General features: G+C 36.0%; 21 protein-coding genes. 4 read left to right on the forward strand and 17 right to left on the reverse strand.

Going from position 1 to position 23,627, the window contains the following annotated elements; translation table 11 throughout:
• Window positions 1-6 precede the first annotated feature (6 nt).
• The gene (locus D7004_RS15150) at window positions 7-2,367 is read right to left on the reverse strand and encodes a mechanosensitive ion channel family protein (protein WP_123206684.1); all 2,361 of its coding nucleotides are present in this window, start codon (window positions 2,365-2,367) and stop codon (window positions 7-9) included.
• A 122-nt stretch (window positions 2,368-2,489) separates the two neighbouring features.
• On the opposite strand from D7004_RS15150, the gene D7004_RS15155 reads away from it, so the two are divergent.
• Window positions 2,490-3,614: an alpha/beta hydrolase-fold protein gene (locus D7004_RS15155; protein ID WP_123206685.1), complete on the forward strand. Its 1,125-nt coding sequence runs from the start codon at window positions 2,490-2,492 to the stop codon at window positions 3,612-3,614.
• 446 nt (window positions 3,615-4,060) lie between these two features.
• On the opposite strand, the gene D7004_RS15160 is transcribed toward D7004_RS15155, so the two are convergent.
• Together D7004_RS15160 and D7004_RS15165 are read right to left on the reverse strand one after the other, a co-directional pair.
• Entirely contained in the window at window positions 4,061-4,558 is a 498-nt protein-coding gene (locus D7004_RS15160; protein WP_123206686.1) for a transposase, read from the reverse strand.
• Between the two features lie 6 nt (window positions 4,559-4,564).
• Window positions 4,565-5,137: an IS110 family transposase gene (locus tag D7004_RS15165; protein WP_123206687.1), complete on the reverse strand. Its 573-nt coding sequence runs from the start codon at window positions 5,135-5,137 to the stop codon at window positions 4,565-4,567.
• Between the two features lie 543 nt (window positions 5,138-5,680).
• On the opposite strand from D7004_RS15165, the gene eno reads away from it, so the two are divergent.
• Both eno and D7004_RS15175 read left to right on the forward strand, forming a co-directional pair.
• The gene (eno, locus tag D7004_RS15170; protein ID WP_123206688.1) at window positions 5,681-6,976 is read left to right on the forward strand and encodes a phosphopyruvate hydratase; all 1,296 of its coding nucleotides are present in this window, start codon (window positions 5,681-5,683) and stop codon (window positions 6,974-6,976) included.
• Between the two features lie 255 nt (window positions 6,977-7,231).
• A complete protein-coding gene (locus D7004_RS15175) occupies window positions 7,232-7,531 on the forward strand; it encodes an FtsB family cell division protein (protein ID WP_109931233.1) in 300 nt (99 codons plus the stop codon).
• A gap of 203 nt (window positions 7,532-7,734) precedes the next feature.
• Here the strand turns inward: D7004_RS15175 and D7004_RS15180 are convergent, their stop codons facing one another.
• Window positions 7,735-9,819 carry a hypothetical protein gene (locus tag D7004_RS15180; protein WP_123206689.1) on the reverse strand — a complete coding sequence of 695 codons (2,085 nt, stop codon included), beginning with the start codon at window positions 9,817-9,819 and terminating at the stop codon, window positions 7,735-7,737.
• Between the two features lie 562 nt (window positions 9,820-10,381).
• Between D7004_RS15180 and D7004_RS15185 the strand changes: the two genes are divergently transcribed.
• Window positions 10,382-11,116 (forward strand): L,D-transpeptidase family protein, encoded by a 735-nt coding sequence (locus tag D7004_RS15185; RefSeq protein ID WP_123206690.1) that lies wholly within the window; start codon window positions 10,382-10,384, stop codon window positions 11,114-11,116.
• 73 nt (window positions 11,117-11,189) lie between these two features.
• Here the strand turns inward: D7004_RS15185 and fabG are convergent, their stop codons facing one another.
• The 13 genes from fabG to sucD form a co-directional block, all read right to left on the reverse strand.
• Window positions 11,190-11,933 carry a 3-oxoacyl-[acyl-carrier-protein] reductase gene (gene fabG, locus D7004_RS15190; RefSeq protein WP_123206691.1) on the reverse strand — a complete coding sequence of 248 codons (744 nt, stop codon included), beginning with the start codon at window positions 11,931-11,933 and terminating at the stop codon, window positions 11,190-11,192.
• 87 nt (window positions 11,934-12,020) lie between these two features.
• Window positions 12,021-12,323 carry a GIY-YIG nuclease family protein gene (locus tag D7004_RS15195; protein WP_341867682.1) on the reverse strand — a complete coding sequence of 101 codons (303 nt, stop codon included), beginning with the start codon at window positions 12,321-12,323 and terminating at the stop codon, window positions 12,021-12,023.
• Between the two features lie 156 nt (window positions 12,324-12,479).
• Window positions 12,480-13,556 carry an agmatine deiminase family protein gene (locus D7004_RS15200; RefSeq protein ID WP_123206693.1) on the reverse strand — a complete coding sequence of 359 codons (1,077 nt, stop codon included), beginning with the start codon at window positions 13,554-13,556 and terminating at the stop codon, window positions 12,480-12,482.
• A 186-nt stretch (window positions 13,557-13,742) separates the two neighbouring features.
• Window positions 13,743-14,060 (reverse strand): four helix bundle protein, encoded by a 318-nt coding sequence (locus D7004_RS15205; protein ID WP_244214354.1) that lies wholly within the window; start codon window positions 14,058-14,060, stop codon window positions 13,743-13,745.
• Between the two features lie 96 nt (window positions 14,061-14,156).
• Complete coding sequence (locus D7004_RS15210; protein ID WP_123206694.1) at window positions 14,157-15,032, reverse strand: carbon-nitrogen hydrolase; 876 nt, start codon at window positions 15,030-15,032, stop codon at window positions 14,157-14,159.
• Between the two features lie 650 nt (window positions 15,033-15,682).
• A complete protein-coding gene (locus D7004_RS15215) occupies window positions 15,683-15,919 on the reverse strand; it encodes a cysteine-rich CWC family protein (protein WP_341867680.1) in 237 nt (78 codons plus the stop codon).
• Window positions 15,920-16,173: 254 nt separating this feature from the next.
• Window positions 16,174-18,558 carry a ribonucleoside-diphosphate reductase subunit alpha gene (locus tag D7004_RS15220; RefSeq protein ID WP_123206695.1) on the reverse strand — a complete coding sequence of 795 codons (2,385 nt, stop codon included), beginning with the start codon at window positions 18,556-18,558 and terminating at the stop codon, window positions 16,174-16,176.
• A 159-nt stretch (window positions 18,559-18,717) separates the two neighbouring features.
• Window positions 18,718-19,689, reverse strand: coding sequence for a ribonucleoside-diphosphate reductase small subunit (locus D7004_RS15225; protein WP_123206950.1), 972 nt, complete (start codon window positions 19,687-19,689; stop codon window positions 18,718-18,720).
• A 452-nt stretch (window positions 19,690-20,141) separates the two neighbouring features.
• Window positions 20,142-20,522: a septal ring lytic transglycosylase RlpA family protein gene (locus D7004_RS15230; protein WP_123206696.1), complete on the reverse strand. Its 381-nt coding sequence runs from the start codon at window positions 20,520-20,522 to the stop codon at window positions 20,142-20,144.
• Window positions 20,523-20,650: 128 nt separating this feature from the next.
• Window positions 20,651-21,610: a DUF6624 domain-containing protein gene (locus D7004_RS15235; protein WP_123206697.1), complete on the reverse strand. Its 960-nt coding sequence runs from the start codon at window positions 21,608-21,610 to the stop codon at window positions 20,651-20,653.
• Between the two features lie 116 nt (window positions 21,611-21,726).
• Window positions 21,727-22,230, reverse strand: coding sequence for a methionine-R-sulfoxide reductase (locus tag D7004_RS15240; RefSeq protein ID WP_123206698.1), 504 nt, complete (start codon window positions 22,228-22,230; stop codon window positions 21,727-21,729).
• A gap of 156 nt (window positions 22,231-22,386) precedes the next feature.
• Entirely contained in the window at window positions 22,387-22,515 is a 129-nt protein-coding gene (locus D7004_RS21170; protein ID WP_279634765.1) for a hypothetical protein, read from the reverse strand.
• Between the two features lie 117 nt (window positions 22,516-22,632).
• Entirely contained in the window at window positions 22,633-23,505 is an 873-nt protein-coding gene (sucD, locus tag D7004_RS15245; RefSeq protein ID WP_123206699.1) for a succinate--CoA ligase subunit alpha, read from the reverse strand.
• Window positions 23,506-23,627 lie beyond the last annotated feature (122 nt).

The raw sequence follows: 23,627 nt of genomic DNA on the forward strand, positions 1-23,627 counted from the left end.
TATTGCTTAACTCATGGGTCTTACCTGAAGCTTAATTCCAGCCTCGGTTAAAACCGTTTTAACATCGTTCATGGCCTCTGTACGAACTTCGCCGGCATTTGTTAAATCTGCAACCCATAATAAGGTTCGTATGGTTATTGCATATTCTCCGAAATCCTGAAGAATAATTAATGGTTTAGGTATAGGCAGAACATGTTCATTTTTCGCCAGTTTATCTGCAATTAATTTACGGGTACTTTCTATATCCGTTTCATAAGGTACACTGATATTAAATTCTACACGTTTGCTTCTATCCTGCATTGTCCAATTGATTAAATGCTGAGAAAGTAAATCTCCATTTGGAACAATAATATCTGAGCCTTCTGCACTGTGAATTTTACTTGAACGGACACCAATTTCTTTAACTATACCCGATTTGGTTCCAATTTCGATCTGATCACCAATTTGTATTGGTCTTTCGAAAGCAATAATAACACCCGAAACTAGGTTATTTACAATGTTTTGTAAACCGAATCCAATACCAACACCTAATGCGCCAAGCATTATCGATAATTTATCAATCGGGATACCTGCAGCCGCTACCGCTATAAAAAATCCAATCGTCCAAATGGCCAATCTAATCAGTAACATCATCGAATTTAAACCACTTCTTTTCCCTCCCGTTACCGCTTTTTCGTGTCCAAAGAAAAAACTAATAAAGCTTGAAATGATAGAGGATAGCCAGATAATGCAAATAAATATTGCAATACTTGCAAAGGTAAATTTGTAACTTCCTAAGCTTCTGGTTTCATAAAAGAAATTGGAAGTAGCGGTAGTAAGCACATCGTACAAAGTGATATTTCTAACAAACGACACAAAAAATACTAAACAGGCAATTACCCACAAATAACGCTGAAGGCGAAATTGCAATTCCTTATAATTGATAAAATCGGAAAAACGACTGGATTGATAAGCCTCAGTTTGCAAATAAATGGCCTCCAAAACCATTGTACAGAACACTTTTAGCGTAATACCGAGCATTAAACACTCAACAGCACTAACACCAAATATTTTAGCAAGTGATAATCTACCGGTAAGATTAAATATAATGGATAATAAAACCTGAATAATGGCAAATACAGCCAGCGCTTTTGTTGCCGGTGATGGATCTAAGCCGACAAATAATTTGCTTCTATTTTGAATAATTTTAACTCCTAAAACAATCAGCAATATCCCTGCAATAAATAGTCCCCAACGTTCTCCAAATGCAGAATCTAATAAAATATCATCCAAAGCATAAAAAACCCATAACACAAGCAATGCAAACCAAATTAATTTCGATTGCTTGGTTAAAAATGGAAATATTAAAAAGCACAAAGCACCTAATCGCAAAACTTCGAATGCATGCAATAATGACATGGTGGGATTTGCGAAAAGAAAAGGTACATACGTAAAGAATGCAAAAACTGAGCTCACAAGCACACCTCGTTTTAAGAAATTAACTTGTGCCAGAATACTTTCTGCATCATCCATTTTTTTAACCCTCCGCATGTTTGAAATCATCCAGGAAGTAAGTAAACAAAATATGAGAATGCTTAACACTACAACAGAAATCTTACCACCAAGAAAAATGATGATAATTTTGCCCGAGCGTTCTAATGCTTTTGTAACGGTTTCGAAAAAAGAAGCTTCGTACTGGCCCGGCTTAGTTTCAAATAACGGTGCCTCTTCTCTCGACCACATCTTTATCTTCTTCGATATCGATAGATAAACCATATCAGATGACAGGTTTTTAGTTTGTAAAAGGTTAACCGAAATCCGGCTACTTAACAGGTTAATCTTGATTAGTATCTGTCTTTCGGCCTTATTTAATTTATTGCCATCATTCAAAATTTCAGATAATTGCGTTTTTAATGTAGAATCAGAAACGTTACACTTCAATTCTGCATCATTCAGCATTTTATTTAAATCAGCGTTGCTTTTTTTTAATTGAGTAACGTATTCTGTTAAAGTGGCTTTGTTGGCCGATAAATTCTCCTCAACCTCAGCCAATATAATTACGGCGCTGTTAAGACTCCGTAAATTCATATTGTTGCCATTTTTTTCAAATCGTAATTTAAATCCTTTAACCTTTTTAATAATATCTGGCAAGGTTTTTTCAATGCGGGAAACATCGTAGCTGCGCTGTAAAAGAAATTTATCTCTATCTATTTTAAAATTGTAAGTTTCAATTTTGGTAACCAATAATGGAATTTGAGACTCATCGAGCAATTTAACTTGCTTATTCGCAATCGTATCTTTCTTTTGCGCAGATACTGGAGCAGAAGCAAAAATTAAGCAAATAAAAAAAGCAAAGGCAATAATTCTAGTGCAACCAGATAAGGACATGTTTATATTTTTCTGTAAATTTAGGATATAGACTGTAATATTGGTGTGAAGTTTGAATAGAATCGCAAAATTAGAACGATAATTTTAACTTACGTTATAGATTGACTTTAAATGCTTTATAAATGATGTTAAAATTCCTTTATCTTTTTTTATGTATTCCAGGGCTTTTAGCTGCTCAACTTAAAGTTGATTTAACCGTTCACATTCCAAGTAAAACGGCTGACACTTTATTTATTGCAGGAAATTTTAATGATTGGAATCCAGGAAACAAAGCCTACAGTTTATCAAAAAAGGATAGTTTAACTTATGCTATCCAATTAAACTTACCTAAAGGAAACTTTGAGTTTAAAATTACGCGTGGTAACTGGGATAAGGCAGAATCTAAAAATGATGGCAAACCTATTGCAAACCGAACCCTAAATTTGAATGTTGATACCTCAATGAATATCAATGTTGCAAACTGGACGAATAATTTTAAGCCGATAAAAGAAGTTTACCACTACGGAGCAAATATTCATGTTGTAGATTCTGCGTTTATCATGCCTCAACTAAATAAACAACGACAGATTTCTATCTACCTTCCGAAAAACTATAAAACTTCCAAAAAGAAATATCCGGTGATTTACATGCATGATGGTCAGAATTTATTTCACTCCAATCCTCCACGAGGAAATGAATGGGCGGTTGATTCGGTAATGGATAGTTTGATTAAAAATGGTGCTAAGGAAATGATTATTGTGGCTATCGACCATGGTGGAAAAGACCGGCTGAAAGAATATAACCCATATGATAGCGAGTTTGGGAAAGGTGAGGGAATTGCATATGTATCCTTTTTGGTTGAAACATTGAAACCTTTTATAGATTCGAAGTATAGAACATTGAAAGATGTGAAAAATACATCCATTGTCGGGAGTTCGATGGGTGGCCTAATTTCAATGTATGCGATAGCTAAATACCCGAAGGTTTTTGGTTCTGCTGGGGTTTTTAGTCCGGCGTTTTGGGTGGCACCAAAAATTTACGATGATATTGTACTTAGTTTACCAGGCATGACTGATAGCAAAGTGTATTTTGTTGCAGGCGATAAAGAAAGTACAGAGATGGTTCCTGATATGAAGAAAGCTTATAATATTTTGAATACGAGTGGTAAGAAGAAAAATGTAGTGTTTGTTGAAAAGGAAGATGGGAAACATTCGGGATGGTTTTGGCATCGGGAGTTTGTTCCATTTTATAAATTTATAGCTTTATAATCCGTTGACTAAAGTCAACGGCAATGAAAATGCAATCGCCCAGAAAATTCATTGCCGTCAGTTTCAACTGATGTAAATTGCAATGAAATTGAAATCGCACAGCCAATTCAATTTACTAAGTCAATGACAGACAATGCAATCGCCCAGAAAATTCATTGCCGTCAGTTTCAACTGACGGAACCTAAAACATTAGTTTAGGTATTTAGCCCATCGTATCATTTAGACTTTAGTCTTCTTTAGGCAGTTTTGAATTTTTGCCGAAGGATTATCAAACCCTTGTTACCTAAACCCGATTGAAGTGGAAACCAAAAGCTTTTTCAGCTTTTGTTGTAATGTAAAGGTACTGTCTTTAAAAGCAAATAAAATTTGATAAAAATTTAGCTTCTGAGAGGCATTAGTTTAAATGCCTTCCATTTGTAATATAGCGCAATAACTTTACCTTTACTTCAGTGAAAGCTTCCTTCAGGAATTTTATCATGTGTAGCCTCGGAGTTTTCTGGGGCTATTATTTTTATCTCGTTATCAAACGCTGGATTATAGGCTTGGTCTTTTCTCCAAAGATAGTATGCCATTACCAATAGTTTTTTCTGTACCGCAACATAGCCCTTCATCTTTTTACCTGTTCTTTGATATACCCTTTCAAATAGGTTCTTGAATTGTGGCTGGTCATCGCGTACTGCACAGAGTGCGGGCATATGGAGAATTCTCCTTATTCTTGAATTGCCCTTTTTTGATATTTTTGTTCTTCCCACATGGTTTCGGGATTGATTTTCTACGATGTCGTAACCTGCATAACTCACCAATGAGCCTGCATTCTTAAAAAGCGCAAAGCCATTTGTTTCTGCTGCAATCACTGCAAATGATAATGTCCCTATCCCCTTTATGGATGTTATGTTCTTGCAATGGTCATTAAGAACCTGGTCTGTGCTGATGAGCTTTTCAATGGCGGTCTAAATCTCAAGGATCTTTTTTTCTATCAATCTCATAGTTTTGTTTAGTTGCTTAATGATATCCTTGCTTTGGAATTGGCTATGTTTTATAGCTTCCAGCTGGTTGTTTAATGCGGTATGGAATTCGCTAAGGCTTTGATGCTGCCGTGTGTAACATCTAAGGTCAGCGAGCTTTTTAGTTGGTGGTACCCATAGTTGCAGTTTTTTTTCTGCACCAATCTGTGCAAGTCCACGGGCATCAATCTTATCATTCTTAGACTTGGCGCCATTTGCCTGAAGATATTTTTTCGCCTTGTTTGGCAGTAGAATGCTTACTGAAACTGCTTGTCCGTCAATGAACCACGCAAGCTGCTCATGGTAAACCCCTGTTGCCTCCATTACACAAAAAACCGGTATCGGATCCTTTGAATTTCGCCTTAGCCAATCCATGAAAAGCTTAAATCCAGATGTAGAATTCGAAAACTTGTGGCTGGCCTTTACTTTAACGCATTGTTCGGTATCTATGACCGAAAGGCAACAATGAAAATCTTTTTTGGATACATCGATACCAACAGAATACTTTAGATTGATCATATTCTTAAAATTTAAGTTTGCAATCAGAAACTACTCTTAGTCCTTGCTCATTTTAATCCCTGATCCAGATAGAAGCAAATGGTCATTAGGTACTGTTCGGACTTTAAGAAAGTAAAAAGAGAGGATTATCCTTTAACGTCGACATCAGTTAACCATCGTGTCTAGCGGGACTACAACTTGCCTCCCTTTTTCTGATTATTTAATAAATATAAAGATATGAGCGGGACTGCTTTACCCGAAGAACTACTGCAATTGCTTTCCAAAAAAAATCAATATGAATAATAATTAAACTTGATTTGCTAACTTAAGAATTGACAAACCTTCCTTTCATCCAAATTCAATTAAACCTAAGAACAGCTATGACTACTTTCCAAAAACTCCAATATTAATTTAAAATCAACTACTGATTAAACTTGAATAACTAAGGTAACATTAACAGCCTAAACGCTTTATTTATTTAAAAAATATATTAACTTTGGTGTTAGGCTTAGTAATTGTATTTTATACACTAAGCAGGTTAAAAAATCAATAAAATTAAATAAAATGAGCATAATTGTTAATGTCCATGCCAGACAAATTCTCGATTCGAGAGGCAACCCAACTTTAGAAGTAGAAGTAGTAACAGAAGCAGGCGCTTTCGGGCGTGCAGCGGTACCAAGTGGTGCATCTACTGGTCAACACGAAGCGGTTGAGTTACGCGATGGAGATAAATCTACATATTTAGGTAAAGGCGTTTTAAAAGCTGTAGAAAATGTAAATACTAAAATTGCTGATGCTTTAAGAGGTATTGATGTTTTCGAACAAAATACAATTGATAAATTAATGTTAGACCTTGATGCTACCGAAAACAAAGGTAATTTAGGTGCTAACGCAATTTTAGGTGTTTCTTTAGCGGCAGCAAAAGCGGCAGCCGATGAAATTGGCCAGCCTTTATACCGTTACATTGGTGGTGTAAATGCGAATACTTTGCCAATTCCGATGATGAACATCATTAACGGTGGTTCTCACTCTGATGCGCCAATTGCTTTCCAGGAATTTATGATTATGCCAGTAGGTGCACCATCATTTGCTGAGGCTTTACGTTGGGGAACTGAAGTTTTCCATACATTAAAAGGTATTTTACATGATAGAGGTTTAACTACAACTGTTGGTGACGAAGGTGGCTTTGCTCCTACTTTTGATGGTACAGAAGATGCGATTGAAACGGTTTTAAAAGCGATTGAAAAAGCAGGTTACAAGCCAGGTTCTGATATTTATTTAGCATTAGATTGTGCATCATCTGAGTTTTACAAAGATGGCAAATACGATTATACCAAATTTGAAGGCGAAAAAGGTGCCATTCGTACTAGTGAAGAGCAAGCGCAATATTTAGCTGATTTATCTGTAAAATATCCAATTATTTCGATTGAGGACGGAATGGATGAAAATGATTGGACGGGTTGGAAAGCTTTAACTGATAAAGTTGGAGACAAAGTTCAATTGGTTGGTGATGATTTGTTTGTAACCAATGTTACGCGTTTACAACGTGGTATTGACGAAGAAATTGCAAACTCAATTTTGGTTAAGGTAAACCAGATTGGTTCGTTAACGGAAACCATTAATGCGGTATCATTAGCACAAACAAATGGTTATACTTCAGTGATGAGTCACCGTTCTGGCGAAACTGAGGATGTTACGATTGCTGATTTAGCTGTTGCTTTAAACTGCGGACAGATTAAAACGGGTTCGGCATCTCGTTCAGATAGAATTGCAAAATACAATCAGTTACTACGTATTGAAGAAGAGTTAGGCGAAAATGCCCGTTTCATTGGTAAAAACTTCAAATACGCGAAGAAATAAACCAGTTTGTCATTCTGAGCTTGTCGAAGAACTCTTCTACAACTGTTTGGACAAGCTCAACATGACAGTTGCTTTAATGTTAACAAGTTGAAAAACTTATTTGTAGAACATCCGGAGATTTTAAATCTTCGGATGTTTTTTTATACATTTACGTCATTGCGAGGCATGATAAATTCATACTATTGTCTTATGGATAGAAATCTATTGCTTTGAGATTGCTTCGTACATCGCAATGACGATTTTTTCGAGAAAATTATGAAACGTTTAATAGACCTTTTCCGCAATAAATATTTTCTGGCAACAGTTGCTTTTGCCATGTGGATGCTGTTTTTCGATAAAAACGATATGATGTCGCAATACGAATACCGCAGCCAAGCGAACAAATTACAAGAAGAAAAGGAATATTTCGAGAAAGAAACTGCTCAGGTTAAAAAGGATTTAAACGAACTGAATACCAATCTAAATACAGCTGAAAAGTTTGCCCGCGAAAAATATTTCATGAAAAAAGATAATGAAGATGTTTTTGTGATTATTCATGAAGAAAAGAAAGACTAGAAGAAGATTTTTAGAACAGGATTTTGGAATAGGATTTTTAGGATTTTAGGATAAGGCAGGATTTAGGAGTAGATTAAAAGAATCTAACATTTTTCCTCTTACGCCATACATCTCACACTATCCATATTACATCAAAACATTTTACATCAAACTACATCATACCTCTAACATCATCCATTTTACATCAAAACATTTTACATCTACTAGAGTTCTCCATTTCGTTTTCTAAAAAACCATTCTACACTTAGCAAAACCAAAATTAAACCGAATAGCCATTTCATGTTAATCAGTTCATCGTATTTGCGGTCTTCGTAACTGATGGTTTTAATGTTTTCATTTTTCAAGATTTCATCGGCAATTTTCAATAAATCTTGTGGCATAAAAAGTTTACCATTGCTTTGTTTAGAAATGGCGTTTAACAATTGATGGTTGGCTGTGGTTTGCTGGTATTCAGCAATTAAAGCATTAATGTAAAAACTACCAGACGCTATAAATTTCTTTCCACCTAATGTTGTATTTGCGGTGTAAGCATAATTTCCTGCCGTCATGGTTCCGGCATCAAGTTGATAGGCATTTTCGGTTTTCGAGAACGTATAATTGAATAATTTACCTGCCTCATTTTTAACTTGCAAATTCACTTCAGGGTCATTTACAGCCTGATAGCTTTCATTATACAGTGTAGCATTAAACTGAATAGATTCATTTTCATCGTAAGCAGATTTAGAAGTGAAAACCTTAAATCTTCTCTTATCATCTTTTACGGAAAGGTATTGAACTGTTTTGGAAATCAAATCATTCAAGCTCGATTGTTCGACTTCATTTTCGGCTTCAGATAGTTTCCAACGCCACAAACCTTCTCCCATTAAATATCCAGCTTTTACACCATTATCATTGGTAAAAAACAGAAGTGGTTGCTGCGTACTTATCTTGCCAATACGCTGATTAAAAACTGGTGTAGCACTTGCATTAACTGTCAACCTACCAAATGGAGTTAGCAGAGGGTCGAAAGTAGAAAAGGTCTTTTTATCTTCTTCTGATAAGCTGAAACTCGTAAATCCATTGGCAAAATCTGGATAAACTTCTTGAATGGAACCATTTGCAGAACTTAAATTAACCTGATTTTGAATTTGATTAAAGGCATTTACACCACTTTGAGCGCCCAAAATATACCAAATCGGTTTCTTTGAAGCGATTACCTTTTGCAAAAATGCAGATGAAATATCCTGCGCATCAGGCAATTGGTAAAGCACAATTAAATCATACTTTGAAGGCTCAGTCGAATTTAAATCATCAGCAAGAGCAAGTTTTGCTTCATAATGTTTATTAAGTGAAATCGCTTCTTTAAGAACACCCAAATCTGGATGTGGCGAAACTCCAGCCAGCAAAACTTTCTGCCTGCCATCAATAACTTCTATATAAAACGTTTGCGAATTATTTTTTGTTGTAATTTCATTTGGAACAGTAGCCAGCTGAACGGTATATTTTTGAACTCCAATTTTGCCTGCATGCAACTTTATAGGTATAGTTTTAACAAATGAGTTGTTATCAATGGCAATATTTTGCTGTGATACCTTCCCCCCATTCTGGCTAATCGTTATCGCTGTATTTTCTCTATCACTTTGAAATGCCTGAACCTGCACTTCAACGGTAAAATCATCATCTAAATAAACAATGTTATTATAATTTACATTCGAGATTAAAACATCGCGTTTAGGGATGCTATCACCCAAAGCAATTGTATAAACCGGTGCATTTATTTGATTGATGCTGTACAATGGATTGCCACCATGATTGAAAATACCATCAGTAGCCAGAACAATTGCACCGACGTTCCTATTGGCATATTCGTCCTTAACCTTCTGAAAAAACGCTGAGGCATCTGTTAACTTTCCCTGATTTTTAAAATCAAATCCATCCGCTACTGAATCGCCAAAATTGTAGGTTTTTACTTCGTATTTATCTGAAAGTTTATTTTTTAATGCTTTTAAATTTTGTTCATAGAGTTTCTGGTCGAAACGGGTGGCTTTAACTTGCCCTACCGATAAAGAGTTATCTTGCCCAATAATGATTACAGGCTTATCTAATGTATAATTTAGAGTCTTGATTAGTGGAGCGAATAAAAGCCATGCTATTGCGGTAACAGCAACCATTCTGATGGCGGCCAATCCATATCTTAACTGTTTATCAAGATTTCTATTTCCGAGATAAAGCAACCATGAATATAAAACACCTAGCGCAAGGCAACCCAGAAAATACAAAATAGAAGTACCAGCAAAAAAGCCATTCATATTTTATAAAGATGCTAATTTTGAGGAACTTTTCCAGTTATTTAACCGCAAAGACCATAAAGAATTTACGCAAAGAAAAGCCAAGTTAAGTTTTTAGTTTAGTGGACATAGAATAAAGGCACCCTTCTTAAAAACCTATCTTAGCGTTCTTTGCGACTTAGTATTTAGAAAATCTTCAAGACTTTTGCGGTTAAATCGTTAATTTATTTAACCGCAAGAACACAACGAATTTACGCAAAGAAAAGCCAAGTTAAGTTTTTAGTTTAGTGGACATATGATAAAGGCACCCTTCTTAAAAAACCAGCTTAGCGTTCTTTGCGACTTAGTATTTAGAAAATCTTCGCGACCTTTGCGGTTAAATCGTTAATTTATTTAACCGAAAAGAACACAAAGAATTTACGCAAAGAAAAGCCAAGTTTAACTTTTTATCCATGAAGCACAAAATCAAAAGCATAATTTAAAAAACCCAGCTTAGCGTTCTTTGAGATTCAGCGATTAGAAAATCTTCGCGACCTTTGCGGTTAAATCGTTAATTTATTTAGCTTTAACCAAACCAAATTTCATGAAATTATTCTGCTTATCGTTTCTGCTATTCTTAAGTCTTATGGCCAATGCCCAAAACAACTTCAAAGCATCTCAAATTAAATTCGAAAGAGTAGAGAATGCCTATCAGGAAAAATGGGAAACATTACAGAAGTTTATAAAATCAGCTGGCTACGGCAAAGAATTCTCTATGGTAATAAATGCTTACAAAGCAGAAGGAAAATTGGAAATTTGGTTGAAAAGCAAAGCAGATAAAAACTATTCTTTATTCAGAACTTACGATTTCTGTGCGCATTCTGGCATGTTAGGGCCAAAAGTTATCGAAGGCGATAAACAAACGCCGGAAGGATTTTACTACATTAATGTTTTCAATCCGATGAGTAGTTTTCATTTATCTTTAGGTGTAAACTACCCAAATTCAGTTGACTTAGCGAGAACTGGAAAAGATAGAAAACCAGGCGGCGAAATTTACATTCATGGAAATTGCGTAACAGTAGGTTGCATCCCGTTAACGGACGATAAGATAAAGGAAGTTTACGTTTTAGCTGTTGAAGCTAAAAATTCGGGTCAGGAAAAAATCCCTGTCAACATTTATCCATTCAAAATGACTGATGGAAATATGAAAAAGTATACGAAAGAATTTCCCGCACAGTTAAGCTTTTGGAAAAGCTTGCAACCTGGATATTTGGCTTTTGAGAAAAATAAAAGCGCAGTAAATATTAAAGAAGTAAAAGGAAAGTATGTTGTAAAATAGAAAACCTACTAGCGTTTTTATTGCTAGTAGGTTGTAAGCTTTTTATTTTTGGTCTTTAAGCTTTCAGCCTAAATTATAGCATTCCACCACAAACAGACAAAGTTTGTCCGGTTACATAAGCGCTCATATCTGATGCTAAAAACACACAAACATTTGCAATATCCTCTGTTTCACCGGCACGTTTTAATGGAATATCTTTTTCCCAACCAGCAACAACTGCAGGGTCTAAAACCTCTGTCATTTCCGTACGAATGAAACCTGGAGCTACAACATTAGCACGAATGTTTCTCGAACCCAACTCTTTAGCAACAGATTTTGTGAAACCGATTATACCAGCTTTTGATGCTGCGTAGTTTGCTTGTCCTGCATTACCGGTAACACCAACAACCGAACTCATGTTAATAAAAACACCTTTGCGAGCTTTCATCATCACTTTTGAGGCTGCTTTAGTTATGTTGAAAATAGATTTTAGGTTGATGTTTATGACATCATCCCAGTTTTCTTCACTCATGCGCATTAACAAACCATCTTTGGTAATCCCAGCATTGTTCACCACAATATCAATCGTTCCAAATTCTGCAACTACGTCATTTATTAATTGCTCTGCTTCAGCAAATTTTGATGCATCAGAACGATAACCTTTAACTTTCGTACCGAAACTTTGTAATTCTTGCTCCAACGCCTCACCTTTTTCTATCGATGATAAATATGTGAATGCTACATTAGCGCCTTGCTCAGCAAATTTTTCAGCTATTTTACGGCCAATACCTTTCGATGCGCCAGTAATTAATGCTGTTTTTCCTTCTAGTAATTTCATTTATAATTTTTGTTGTTTTTCAGCCTGATTGTTGTTGTCAGTCTGAGCTTGTCGAAGACTTTTATCAACCTTCTTCAAATATATTATCTATTCTTCTTTTTTAAAATTTGATAATCTAACAATTTCATCCCAATCTTCGGAAAACAGAGCTTCCTTTTTCTTTCTACTCCAGCCTTTAATTTGTTTCTCAAACTCTATAGCATGTTCAATTTGGCCAAATCTTTTATAATATTTTAATACGACAGACCTTCGTGTAAATGTATAGGAAGATATATTTTCCCCATTAGCGTGCTGTTGTATTCTTACATCCAAATCATTAGTTACTCCTACATAATAACTTTTATCTATACATTCTAAGATGTAAACAAAGTAATTATGAATTGTAGCCAGTTATATATTTAGATAAAGTGAAGTTACTAAAAATTCTTTTTGATAAAGCCTTTTCTCCACCACTCCTATTTACGCCTTGTCATGTTGAGCCTGTCGAAACACTCTTAATTGTCCTTCGACAAGCTCAGGATGACAGGTCGTAAGTAAAACACCTAATTAAACCGCTGGTTCTTGCTGGCTCAAACAATGAAAACTGCCCAGTCCCCAAATAATATCCACAGAATTAATTCCAACTACCTTTCTATCCGGGAAACAACCTTGAATAATATCTAAAGCTTTTTGATCGTTAACATCATCAAAAATCGGGACAATCACGGCAGAATTTGCGATGTAAAAATTCGCATAAGATGCCGGCAAACGTGTATCTTCATGAATTACTGGTGAAGGCATCGGTAATTCCACAATCTTTAGTGGTCTTCCATCCTTCAATTTCATTACTTTTAAAGCGGCCAAATTCTCTTGCAATAGGATGTAATTTTCATCCAATGGGTTACTTTCTACCACCGTTAAAACGGTATCTTCATTTACAAATCGTGTAATATCGTCGATGTGGCCATCCGTATCATCACCCACTATTCCATCACCTAACCACAAAACCTGTTCCTGCCCGTAATACTCCAATAAGTATTTTTCAATCTGCTCTTTATTTAAATGTGGATTACGATTCTCATTCAACAAACAAGCTGTTGTAGTTAAAATTGTTCCAGCGCCATTAAATTCTACCGAACCACCTTCCATCACGATATCAGGTAAGAATAAGGGTAAATCAAAATGCTTTGCAATTTTTGTAGGTAATACATCATCCAAATCAAAAGGAGGATATTTTCCACCCCAGGCATTGTAACCCCAATCTACCACAGCCTTTTCATTTTCTTTTAGCAAGAAAGCCGGACCATGGTCTCGGCACCAGGCGTCATTGGTTTCATTGAAATAAAATTCAATCTGGCTTAAATCTGCATCAACTTTTGCTAATTCAGAAACCGCGAAAGCTTTCATTTCTTCATCTTTCACATTGATGCGAACTTTTTCTCCTTCAGCAACGGTTTTAATAAACTGACAATAAGGTTCGTAAATCGTTTCAATTTTATCTGGCCAACTGGCCTCTTTATGCGGCCAACTTAACCAGGTTGCTTCATGCCTCGCCCATTCAGCAGGGAAAGCATAACCTTGTTGCTTTGGAGAATAATCGAATTGATTGATATTTAGTTCTTTTCTTGGAGGGAAATTTGACATATGTTTTTTAAAAAAGTCCGAGGTCGGAAGTCCGAAGTCGGAAGATATTAAGTTTTAGAATAAGTCTGAAGTCGGAGGCACGAAGTCAGAAGATATTAAGTTTTAAAATTAAGTCCAAAATCGGAAGATATTTTGTTTTATTTAGTGGCTGTTAATCTAAAGATTTTATTAGGGCAGAAATCATTATTAGAATTTCTTCGCACGATTGATAATGTTTCTTAAAAATGTCCTCACTAATATAGCCACGTCTTTTGCCAAATGTAGACAATTAACAACTTCAACATCCGACCTTAGTGAGTAGCGTAGAAATTTCTTAAACTCTAGGTTACTTTGCCCTGTACTTCCTTCTGCAATATTCATCGAGATGGAATCAGCAGCACGTTTGACTTGAGATGTCAAAACATAAACTTCTTCCTTTAGAAAGGTTTTAGTCATTTTATCAATCTCATCTGCCAGGTCTAAAGCTTTTTGCCAGACTTTAAGTTTTTCAAATTTGAAAGCCATTTAATCAGAGGTTAATTCATTTAATTATGAATATACTAATTTTTAGCTTTATGCCAAAGGCACTAAAACTCCTGACTTCGGTCTTCGGACTAATAACTAATCACCATCAATATATCTTTTCGTAATCGGCTGGTAAGAATCAATTCTTCTATCTCTCAAAAATGGCCAATGTTTCCGCATAAAGTCGCTTTGGTCTAAATCCAGTTCAACCACTCCTGTTTCTTCATTATCGTGAGATGCCAAATAAAGCAATTTCCCTTGTGCATTTGTCGCAAAACTTCCGCCCCAAAATTTCATGGCTCCATCTTGTTCAAAACCCACCCTATTTACACTTACCACGGGGACTCCATTCGCAACTGAATGCGAACGCTGAATAGTCTGCCACGCATTATATTGGTCTTGATTTGTTTCTTCATCCTGGTCGGTTGCCCAGCCAATTGCCGTTGGATAAAACATAATATCCGCTCCCATCAATGCTGTAATACGAGATGCTTCAGGGTACCATTGATCCCAACAAATTAAAATACCGATTTTAGCAAACTTCGTTTCAAAAACTTTGTAGCCCAAATCACCTGGTGTGAAGTAGAATTTTTCGTAGAAAGCCGGGTCATCAGGGATATGCATTTTGCGGTATTTACCCAAATAAGAACCATCTGCATCTAAAACAGCCGTGGTATTATGGTATAAACCTTCAGCACGTTTCTCAAATAAAGAGGCAATAATTACCACGCCCAACTCTTTCGCAACTACTTGCAAAGCATCAGTCGATGGACCAGGAATTGCTTCTGCTAAATCAAAATTATCGTAATCTTCCACATCGCAGAAATACAAAGAAGTAAAAAGCTCCTGCAAACACACAATTTGCGCACCTTTTGCCGCCGCCTCTCTTACTTTCGCAATCGCTTTATCTAAATTTTCCTGCTTATCTTTTGTACAGCTCATCTGCACCAAGCCAACTTTAACTTTCTTCATTTCTTAAAATTATTGGATAAGAGAATGATAGAGTGAGAGAATTTGCAAAGCACTCAATCATTCTAAATTCTGTCATTCTAAATTAGGTTGCAAAGTTATGTAAAAAGGTTGAGGCTAGAAAGGAAGAGAGATTGTTTAAGTTGTGATTTGGGAAGCTATTGTAGTAGCATTCTGTACTGCATAGTTTTATAGTGTATTGCTCAAATTGAATTGAAAAGCAATGACAGTAGCTTTGATTATTGATAGTCGGGCTATCCGTTTTAGCTCCGATGAAAAATCGGAGGCTGTCACTTCTATCCCGTTTAATTCGGGGAATTTTTTGCTTCTATTTGAAGTTGCAAGATTATAAATTTGGCTAAAGCCAATATACAATAATCATTATTTGCACAGGCAGCTAAAGCAGCCTGCAATGAATAAATAACAAGTCGCCCTATCGCATTTCATTGCCATTTGGCTTTAGCCAATGAATATAGCCATATTTCATTCATTACCCTTTTATTTCATCCAGCAAAATAGACAAATTATAATTCATTGCCGTTTGGCTTCAGCCAAGGAATATAGCCATATTTCATTCATTACCCTTTTATTTCATCTAGCAAAATAGACAAATTGTAATTCATTGCCGTTTGGCTTCAGCCAACGGTTTATTATTACACCCCAATATCTTCCCGATATTCTTGCTGCAACTCAAAAAGACATTTTGCACATAAGCAACCATCATACAATTCAGATATATATTGTACTTCATTGATACTGAGTTGCACCACACTGCATTGACATTTAGTGTAAGAATTTGCTTTGCATTCAATAGCTGTTCCGCATCTTTCGCAGGGAATGATTTCGTGTTTGCTATGTTTTAAAGTGTGGTTCATTGGTTCAATGGTCATTTGTTCATTAGTGTTTGGCACACGAACTAGTGAACCAATTACTAATGAACTATTATACTAAAGGCAAAAGTAATGACAAAAAATAAGGTTTTGAGCGTTTGCCCAAAACCTTACTTAATTTTGAATATGTAAATTCAGGTTTTGTCAAAGAAAAAGAGATTGCTTCGGCTCGCTCAAACCCTGCCTCGCAATGACGGCGAGTTATTGGCTTTCGCTCTAGTCTTTTATCCTTGCTCCTTAATCCTTATTTTATTTTAACCTGAACAGCTAATACAACCTTCTTCCATCGAACAAACTGGTCCATCTACAATTTCTTCGGCAACTTGGTCTTGTGGAATAGTTGCAGGAATTACAGCCTCAATTGCTTTACCGCCTTGGTTTTCTACTGTAAATTTAACTGCTTGCGATGCTGCCTGAGTACGTAGGTAGTACATACCGGTTTTCAAACCTTTCTCCCATGCATAAAAGTGCATTGAAGTTAATTTTGAAGTATTTGGTGCATTGATAAACAAGTTTAAAGATTGCGATTGGCAGATGTAAGCACCACGGTCTGCAGCCATATCGATGATGTTACGCATCTTAATTTCCCAAACCGTTTTGTACAATTCTTTAATATAATTTGGAATGGCATCGATACCTTGAACAGAACCATTAGCCAAAATGATTTGGTTTTTCATATCATTGTTCCATAAGCCCAACGATACTAAATCTTTCAGCAAGTGTTTATTTACCACCACAAATTCGCCACTTAATACACGGCGAGTGTAAATGTTAGATGTGTATGGCTCGAAACATTCGTTATTACCCAAAATTTGAGAAGTAGATGCCGTTGGCATCGGTGCAACTAAAAGTGAATTATACACGCCATCTTTAACAACTTTCTTACGCAAAGCATCCCAATCCCAACGTCCGCTATCTGGCGTTACGTTCCATAAATCAAACTGGAATTTACCTTTTGATAATGGAGAACCTTTGAAAGTTTGGTAAGCACCGTTTTTCACAGCTAAATCGTGTGAAGCCGTCATCGATGCGAAATAAATCGTTTCGAAAATATCTTTATTTAAACGTTTTGCCTCATCGCTTTCGAAAGGTAAACGCAATAAAATAAATGCATCAGCTAAACCCTGTACACCCAAGCCAACCGGACGGTGGCGCATATTTGAGTTTTCTGCCTCAACAACCGGGTAATAGTTATGGTCGATGATTTTATTCAGGTTTAAAGTAGCCTGATACGTTACATCATATAATTTTTGGTGGTCGAATTGACCGTTTATTACAAAGCGAGGTAATGCCAATGATGCCAGATTACAAACCGCAACTTCATCTTTAGAAGTATATTCGATAATCTCGGTACACAGGTTAGAGCTCTTAATGGTACCTAAATTTTGTTGGTTAGATTTGCTGTTCGCTGCATCTTTAAACAACATGTATGGTGTACCGGTTTCAATTTGCGAATCTAAAATAGCAAACCACAATTCTTGTGCTTTAATGGTTTTTCTACCGCGACCTTCAGCTTCATATTTAGTGTATAAAGCTTCGAACTCAGCACCAAAACAATCAGCTAAACCTGGTGCCTCATGCGGACAGAATAAAGTCCATTCGCCATTATCTTTCACACGTTGCATAAACAAATCGTTTATCCAAAGGGCATAAAATAAATCACGGGCACGCATCTCTTCTTTACCATGGTTTTTACGCAAGTCTAAGAATTCGAAAACATCTGCATGCCAAGGCTCTAAATAAATTGCGAAAGCACCTTTACGTTTACCTCCACCTTGGTCAACGTAACGAGCAGTATCATTAAATACACGTAACATTGGAATAATACCATTACTTGTACCATTTGTACCACCGATATACGAACCAGTTGCACGAATGTTGTGAATGCTTAAGCCAATACCACCAGCACTCTGAGAGATTTTAGCAGTTTGTTTTAAGGTATCATAAATTCCTTCGATGCTATCATCTTGCATGGTTAACAAGAAACAAGACGACATTTGAGGTTTTGGTGTAGCAGCATTAAACAATGTTGGCGTGGCATGTGTAAACCAACGCTCGCTCATTAAGTTATATGTTTTAATTGCGCTTTCGATATCTTCTTTATGGATACCAACAGAAACACGCATGAATAAATGCTGAGGACGCTCTACAATCTGACCATTAACTTTCAGTAGATATGATTTTTCCAGTGTTTTGAAACCAAAATAATCGAAACCGAAATCGCGGTCGTAAATGATAGAACTATCTAAAATATCTTTGTTTTTTTCAATAATCTCATAAACATCATCAGCAATAAGCGGTGCTGCTTTCTGCGCTTTCGGGTCGAAATATTCGTACAACATTTTCATCGTACCCGAGAATGACTTGATGGTGTTTTTATGCAAGTTAGAAACCGCGATACGCGACGCCAACAAAGCATAATCAGGATGTTTTGTCGTTAACGATGCCGCAGTTTCTGCCGCAAGGTTATCCAACTCTGATGTGGTTACACCATCGTATAAACCTTCGATTACCTTCTTGGCAACATCGATTGGGTCTACAAGGTCTGAATTTAAACTATAACACAACTTTTGAATACGAGCTGTGATTTTGTCAAATTGCACCGCTTCTTTGCGGCCATCTCTTTTTAGTACGAACATAATTTATGAGATTTAATTTGTTATGAGTGAATGAGTGAGTTTTGAATAGTTAAATGGAATTCCTTTCAACCGTTCAAACTAGCTAGTAATATTTTATTTATTTTGTGATGATGGCATGAGCATTCACTCATACTATCATGCATTAATTTAAAATTCTAATTAAAAGTCTTCGTCTAAAGAAAACGCTTGTTTGTTATTATCAGCAGAGGTTAAAACGCCACTTTTTTGATAATCGCCAACACGTTTCTCGAAGAAGTTAGTTTTTCCTTGCAATGAAATCATTTCCATAAAATCGAATGGATTGGTTGCATTGTAGATTTTTTTGTAACCCAATTCCTGTAACCATCTATCGGCTACAAATTCGATGTACTGACTCATTAATTTTGCATTCATACCAATTAAAGCAACCGGTAAAGCATCCGTAATAAATTCTTTTTCAATCTCAACTGCATCACTAATGATTCCGTGAACTTGCTCTTCACTTAATTTATTACTCAACATGCTGTATAATAAACAAGCAAACTCGCAATGAGAACCTTCATCTCTGGAGATTAACTCATTACTGAAGGTCAATCCTGGCATTAAACCACGTTTCTTTAACCAGAAAATAGAACAGAAACTTCCGCTGAAGAAAATACCTTCAACCGCAGCAAAGGCCACTAAACGTTCAGCAAAACTTCCGTTTTCAATCCAGCGTAAAGCCCATTCCGCTTTTCTTTTTACTGCCGGAACAGTATCAATGGCGTGGAATAAACGGTCTTTTTCTTCCGGATCTTTAATGTAAGTATCAATTAAAAGTGCGTAAGTTTCGGCGTGGATGTTTTCCATCATAATCTGGAAACCATAAAAACAACGAGCTTCTGGTAATTGCACTTCACTCATGAAGTTTACAGCAAGGTTTTCGTTAACAATACCATCACTAGCAGAAAAGAAAGCAAGGATATGAGAGATGAAATGTCTTTCACCATCATTTAAATTATCCCAGTGCTTTTGGTCATCAGAAAGGTCAATTTCCTCAGCGGTCCAAAAACTAGCTTCGGTTTTTTTATACATTTCCCAAATTGCCGGATATTTTATCGGCAAAAGCACAAATCTGTCTTTATTTTCTTGTAGTAATAATTCCTGTTCCATACGCTGATTTTTTTTAATCTTCATTTTGCACAGAGCCGACGAAACCACGCATCCATCAATTTTGTATGATGATTGTATTGTTTTTATCAAAACGCTGTAGTGAAAGTGCTAACCCCATCGCCTCATGAACAACTTAGTTTTTAGTTAGGAAAAATTTCATCAGCATTAGAGAAATGCTGTTGTAAACTCCTAAAAATTAAGCTTTTGTATTTGTTTTAAAGCGAAGAAAGTTAAAGAACTTTGTTAAACAAATATATAGACGAGTGGTACTTTTTGCGAACCAAAGTTGTTAACACTGCCATGTTTTTGGTGGATAAATGCATCAGCTAAATCTCATTTTAGAGCGAAAAAAAAGCTAATCATTTCTTTTTAAGCGTTTACGAAACCAAAATGAGTGTTAATAACTTAAATTTGAGGTGTATAATAACTACGAAATAGAGCTAAAAGAAGTATTACTCCAGGCTGTAACTTAGCTTTACTCTAGCAACGCCTTTACTGTAGATACCTATCTGTTTAGCAGCGCTTTCTGATAAATCTATCGCCAATTTTTTGGAGAATGGACCCCTATCATTTACCTTAACTTGGACTGATTTTCCATTATCGGGATTGGTTACCGTAATCATGGTACCAAATGGTAAAGTGCGATGTGCTGCTGTTAATTTTTTTGCTCTGTATTTGGCGCCGCTAGTGGTTCGTCGACCTTCGAATTTTCGGTGGTAATATGTAGCCAGAACTGATTTTTTAACACTATCGGGCTCATTTGATGCATCAGAATTTTGTGCTTTACCTTGTAAAAACAAGAAACAAAAACTTAATAACAGAACATATTTCATAGGCTAAAATTTATTTATCGAGCCTGCAAATATAAGCATTTAGTTTATAATCAATAAATTGTGGAAAAAACGCACATTTTAGCGCTAAATAAATCACTCATGTATTGGACAATCGTATACTATCGTTTCTAATTTTTTTCCCATTTTTCGTAAAGAGGTAATTGATTTTTATATTCCTCAACATTCCAAACAATACCCCATTGTCTAACGTATTCTGCCAAAGATCCTAAACCAACAGATGCTCGCCTTTTATCTACATTATCAGGATCTAAAAGTGGTAAAACATAAGCCATATTCTCTTTAGGATTTGTTCTTATTTGGCTACCGTAAATTTGCTTTTTTCCTTCGCTTAAAGCTACCCTATCTTCCAATAATGCCAATGCGCTTGGTTTTGCTTTACCATTTTTAACTGCAATACGCATAATCGGTAAATACTTTTGTTGAATGACTAAATCAGAATGCTGAATAACCAAGAACAAAGTATTACTTTGGTTTCCAACTTTATCTTCGCCCAGCCAACCGTATTTATCCAAAATCTTGGTAACGGTGATCGTATTCAAGCTATCATGATAAATCATCAGTTTGCTTAAACTGTCCACCTTTTTACTTTGATAACCTTCTTTCTTTTGCGCGGCAATATATTCTACTCTTATACCCTGATCCGTTTTATACACTTCCTCTAGCGCTGCTTTTGCTTCCTTATTATAATTTGTTTCAATTTGGTTTATACGAACATGTAACTTAGATACAACTTTTTCCCACTCAGGCAAGCTATGTAAAGAAATTAGGTCTGAATCCTTTTTAAAATGTTCGATATTAATCCACCCCGCATCGATACTAAGATTTAACAATTTAAATGCATTTAACCTATCGCCTGCAAGTGCAGCCGCACAAGCAGCATTGTATAAATCAGTTTTATTATTTCGCTCTTTTTCAAAAGCCAACAAGTAAGCATCCTTAGATTTTATATAATCTTTTGATTTATACAATCTCTCTGCTTGAGAAACTAGCTGTTTGTAATCATCTTGCGCAAAGGCAAAAACTGTGATATTTAAAAACACAAAAATTAGCAGAATACCCTTTTTCATTCGTAGTAAATTTATTGACTTACAACAAAACTAAATAATTAGTTTTTAAATTCCAAGCAACAAAAAAGGCGTACAACTTACGCCGTACGCCTCTACCTAACCCATCCTTACTCAACTTATTTTTTGTCAGGCACGAAATTCATAGAAATTGAATTTACGCAATGACGTGTGTCTTTATTTGTGAATCCCTCACCCAAAAATACGTGACCTAAGTGCGCTCCGCAGTTAGAACAAACGATTTCTGTACGAGATCCATCTGCATCAGGAATACGTTTAACGGCACCTTTGATTTCATCATCAAAAGCAGGCCATCCGCAATGCGCATCAAACTTACTTTCTGAGCGATATAACGCGGCATTACAACGTTTACAAGTATAAGTTCCATTATCAGTTGTAAGTTCATATTTACCAGTACCAGGATATTCTGTTCCTTTATTTACAATTACTCTTTCTTCTTCGGGTGTTAATGGATTCCAGTTCATCTTATTCTTTGGTGTAATTTTTTCTGTTGATTGCGATTGCTTGGTTTCTTTCTTCTCTTGCTTTTGAGCACAAGCGGATAAACCAGTTACTATAACAACCGCTGAAATCAAAAATAGTTTATTTAACATCGTTTTCATAAATCAATATACGCTATAGATTTTGATTTGGTTTGGAGGTTTAAAGGTTTGTAGGAGTGTTTACAAAGGGATGATAAAAAGATATGTTTTTGCCAATAACCTGTGTTCGTTTATTAATTATCCTTCAGATCAACAAGCTACATTTTTTATTTACCGTCACCCTGAATTTATTTCAAGGTTTATTTGCAGGAAAGATGCTGAAATAAATTCAGCAAAACGTGTCGTACAAGCAATACAGCGATAAAATGGCAAAATATTAATTTTAGAAATTTCTAATTTTTCCATTTTATTCATTTACGTGCTTTCTGAGTTTCCGTGCCAACTAAAGAATAAAGTGACAAAAAAACAAAAAAGCGTCTCGAAATAATCGAAACGCTTTCATTTATCTAGAAAATAAAAATTTTATTTTGCTAATTCTTCTGCCATTGCAGCACCAATTTCAGCAGGACTTTCTACTACACGAATACCACACTCACGCATGATTTTCATTTTAGCAGCAGCAGTATCATCAGCACCGCCAACAATTGCACCCGCGTGGCCCATTCTACGTCCCGGAGGAGCAGTTTGACCAGCAATAAAACCTACAACAGGTTTAGTACCGTGTTCCTTAATCCAATGAGCAGCTTCAGCTTCCATTCCACCACCAATCTCACCAATCATGATGATACCGTGGGTATCTGGGTCGTTCATTAATAATTTAACCGCTTCAACAGTTGGTGTACCAATAATTGGGTCACCACCAATACCGATAGCCGTTGTAATGCCTAAACCAGCCTTAACAACTTGGTCAACCGCCTCGTAAGTTAAAGTTCCTGATTTTGAAACTACGCCTACATGACCTTTTTTGAAGATAAAGCCTGGCATGATACCAATTTTAGCTTCATCAGCAGTAATTACACCTGGGCAGTTAGGGCCAATCAGGGTAACATCACGGTCTGAAATATATTCTTTAACCTGAATCATGTCCTTTGTAGGGATACCTTCAGTAATACAAACAATAACTTTAATACCACCTTCAGCAGCTTCCATAATTGCATCAGCAGCAAAAGCAGGTGGCACAAAAATGATAGATACATTTGCTCCTGTTTTATCAACAGCATCTTTAACAGTATTAAAAACAGGCTTATCTAAATGCAATTGCCCACCTTTGCCAGGCGTTACACCACCAACTACGTTTGTACCGTATGCAAGCATTTGCTCAGCATGGTAAGTTCCTTCGTTTCCGGTAAAACCCTGAACGATAACCTTAGAATCTTTATTTACTAAAACGCTCATGTATCAATATTTTTTTGTGCAAAGCTAATATTATTGACTGGAAAGTCAAACCTAAAAATAGATTATTTAGCCCATTTTTTCAGGAAAATGTAACGAATTGGCTAATGGCTACTTCAACCCTG

The sequence above is a fragment of the Pedobacter jejuensis genome (assembly GCF_003725795.1).
In the GTDB taxonomy this organism is placed as follows: Bacteria; Bacteroidota; Bacteroidia; order Sphingobacteriales; family Sphingobacteriaceae; genus Pedobacter; species Pedobacter jejuensis.

What these genes read in the sequence shown, in the direction of transcription:
- D7004_RS15150 (WP_123206684.1), bottom strand. Translation starts at nt 2,367, where the DNA reads ATGTCCTTATCTGGTTGCACTAGAATTATTGCCTTTGCTTTTTTTATT.
- D7004_RS15155 (WP_123206685.1), top strand. Translation starts at nt 2,490, where the DNA reads ATGATGTTAAAATTCCTTTATCTTTTTTTATGTATTCCAGGGCTTTTA.
- D7004_RS15165 (WP_123206687.1), bottom strand. Translation starts at nt 5,137, where the DNA reads ATGATCAATCTAAAGTATTCTGTTGGTATCGATGTATCCAAAAAAGAT.
- eno (WP_123206688.1), top strand. Translation starts at nt 5,681, where the DNA reads ATGAGCATAATTGTTAATGTCCATGCCAGACAAATTCTCGATTCGAGA.
- D7004_RS15175 (WP_109931233.1), top strand. Translation starts at nt 7,232, where the DNA reads ATGAAACGTTTAATAGACCTTTTCCGCAATAAATATTTTCTGGCAACA.
- D7004_RS15180 (WP_123206689.1), bottom strand. Translation starts at nt 9,819, where the DNA reads ATGAATGGCTTTTTTGCTGGTACTTCTATTTTGTATTTTCTGGGTTGC.
- D7004_RS15185 (WP_123206690.1), top strand. Translation starts at nt 10,382, where the DNA reads ATGAAATTATTCTGCTTATCGTTTCTGCTATTCTTAAGTCTTATGGCC.
- fabG (WP_123206691.1), bottom strand. Translation starts at nt 11,933, where the DNA reads ATGAAATTACTAGAAGGAAAAACAGCATTAATTACTGGCGCATCGAAA.
- D7004_RS15200 (WP_123206693.1), bottom strand. Translation starts at nt 13,556, where the DNA reads ATGTCAAATTTCCCTCCAAGAAAAGAACTAAATATCAATCAATTCGAT.
- D7004_RS15205 (WP_244214354.1), bottom strand. Translation starts at nt 14,060, where the DNA reads ATGGCTTTCAAATTTGAAAAACTTAAAGTCTGGCAAAAAGCTTTAGAC.
- D7004_RS15210 (WP_123206694.1), bottom strand. Translation starts at nt 15,032, where the DNA reads ATGAAGAAAGTTAAAGTTGGCTTGGTGCAGATGAGCTGTACAAAAGAT.
- D7004_RS15215 (WP_341867680.1), bottom strand. Translation starts at nt 15,919, where the DNA reads ATGACCATTGAACCAATGAACCACACTTTAAAACATAGCAAACACGAA.
- D7004_RS15220 (WP_123206695.1), bottom strand. Translation starts at nt 18,558, where the DNA reads ATGTTCGTACTAAAAAGAGATGGCCGCAAAGAAGCGGTGCAATTTGAC.
- D7004_RS15225 (WP_123206950.1), bottom strand. Translation starts at nt 19,689, where the DNA reads ATGGAACAGGAATTATTACTACAAGAAAATAAAGACAGATTTGTGCTT.
- D7004_RS15230 (WP_123206696.1), bottom strand. Translation starts at nt 20,522, where the DNA reads ATGAAATATGTTCTGTTATTAAGTTTTTGTTTCTTGTTTTTACAAGGT.
- D7004_RS15235 (WP_123206697.1), bottom strand. Translation starts at nt 21,610, where the DNA reads ATGAAAAAGGGTATTCTGCTAATTTTTGTGTTTTTAAATATCACAGTT.
- D7004_RS15240 (WP_123206698.1), bottom strand. Translation starts at nt 22,230, where the DNA reads ATGAAAACGATGTTAAATAAACTATTTTTGATTTCAGCGGTTGTTATA.
- D7004_RS21170 (WP_279634765.1), bottom strand. Translation starts at nt 22,515, where the DNA reads ATGGAAAAATTAGAAATTTCTAAAATTAATATTTTGCCATTTTATCGC.
- sucD (WP_123206699.1), bottom strand. Translation starts at nt 23,505, where the DNA reads ATGAGCGTTTTAGTAAATAAAGATTCTAAGGTTATCGTTCAGGGTTTT.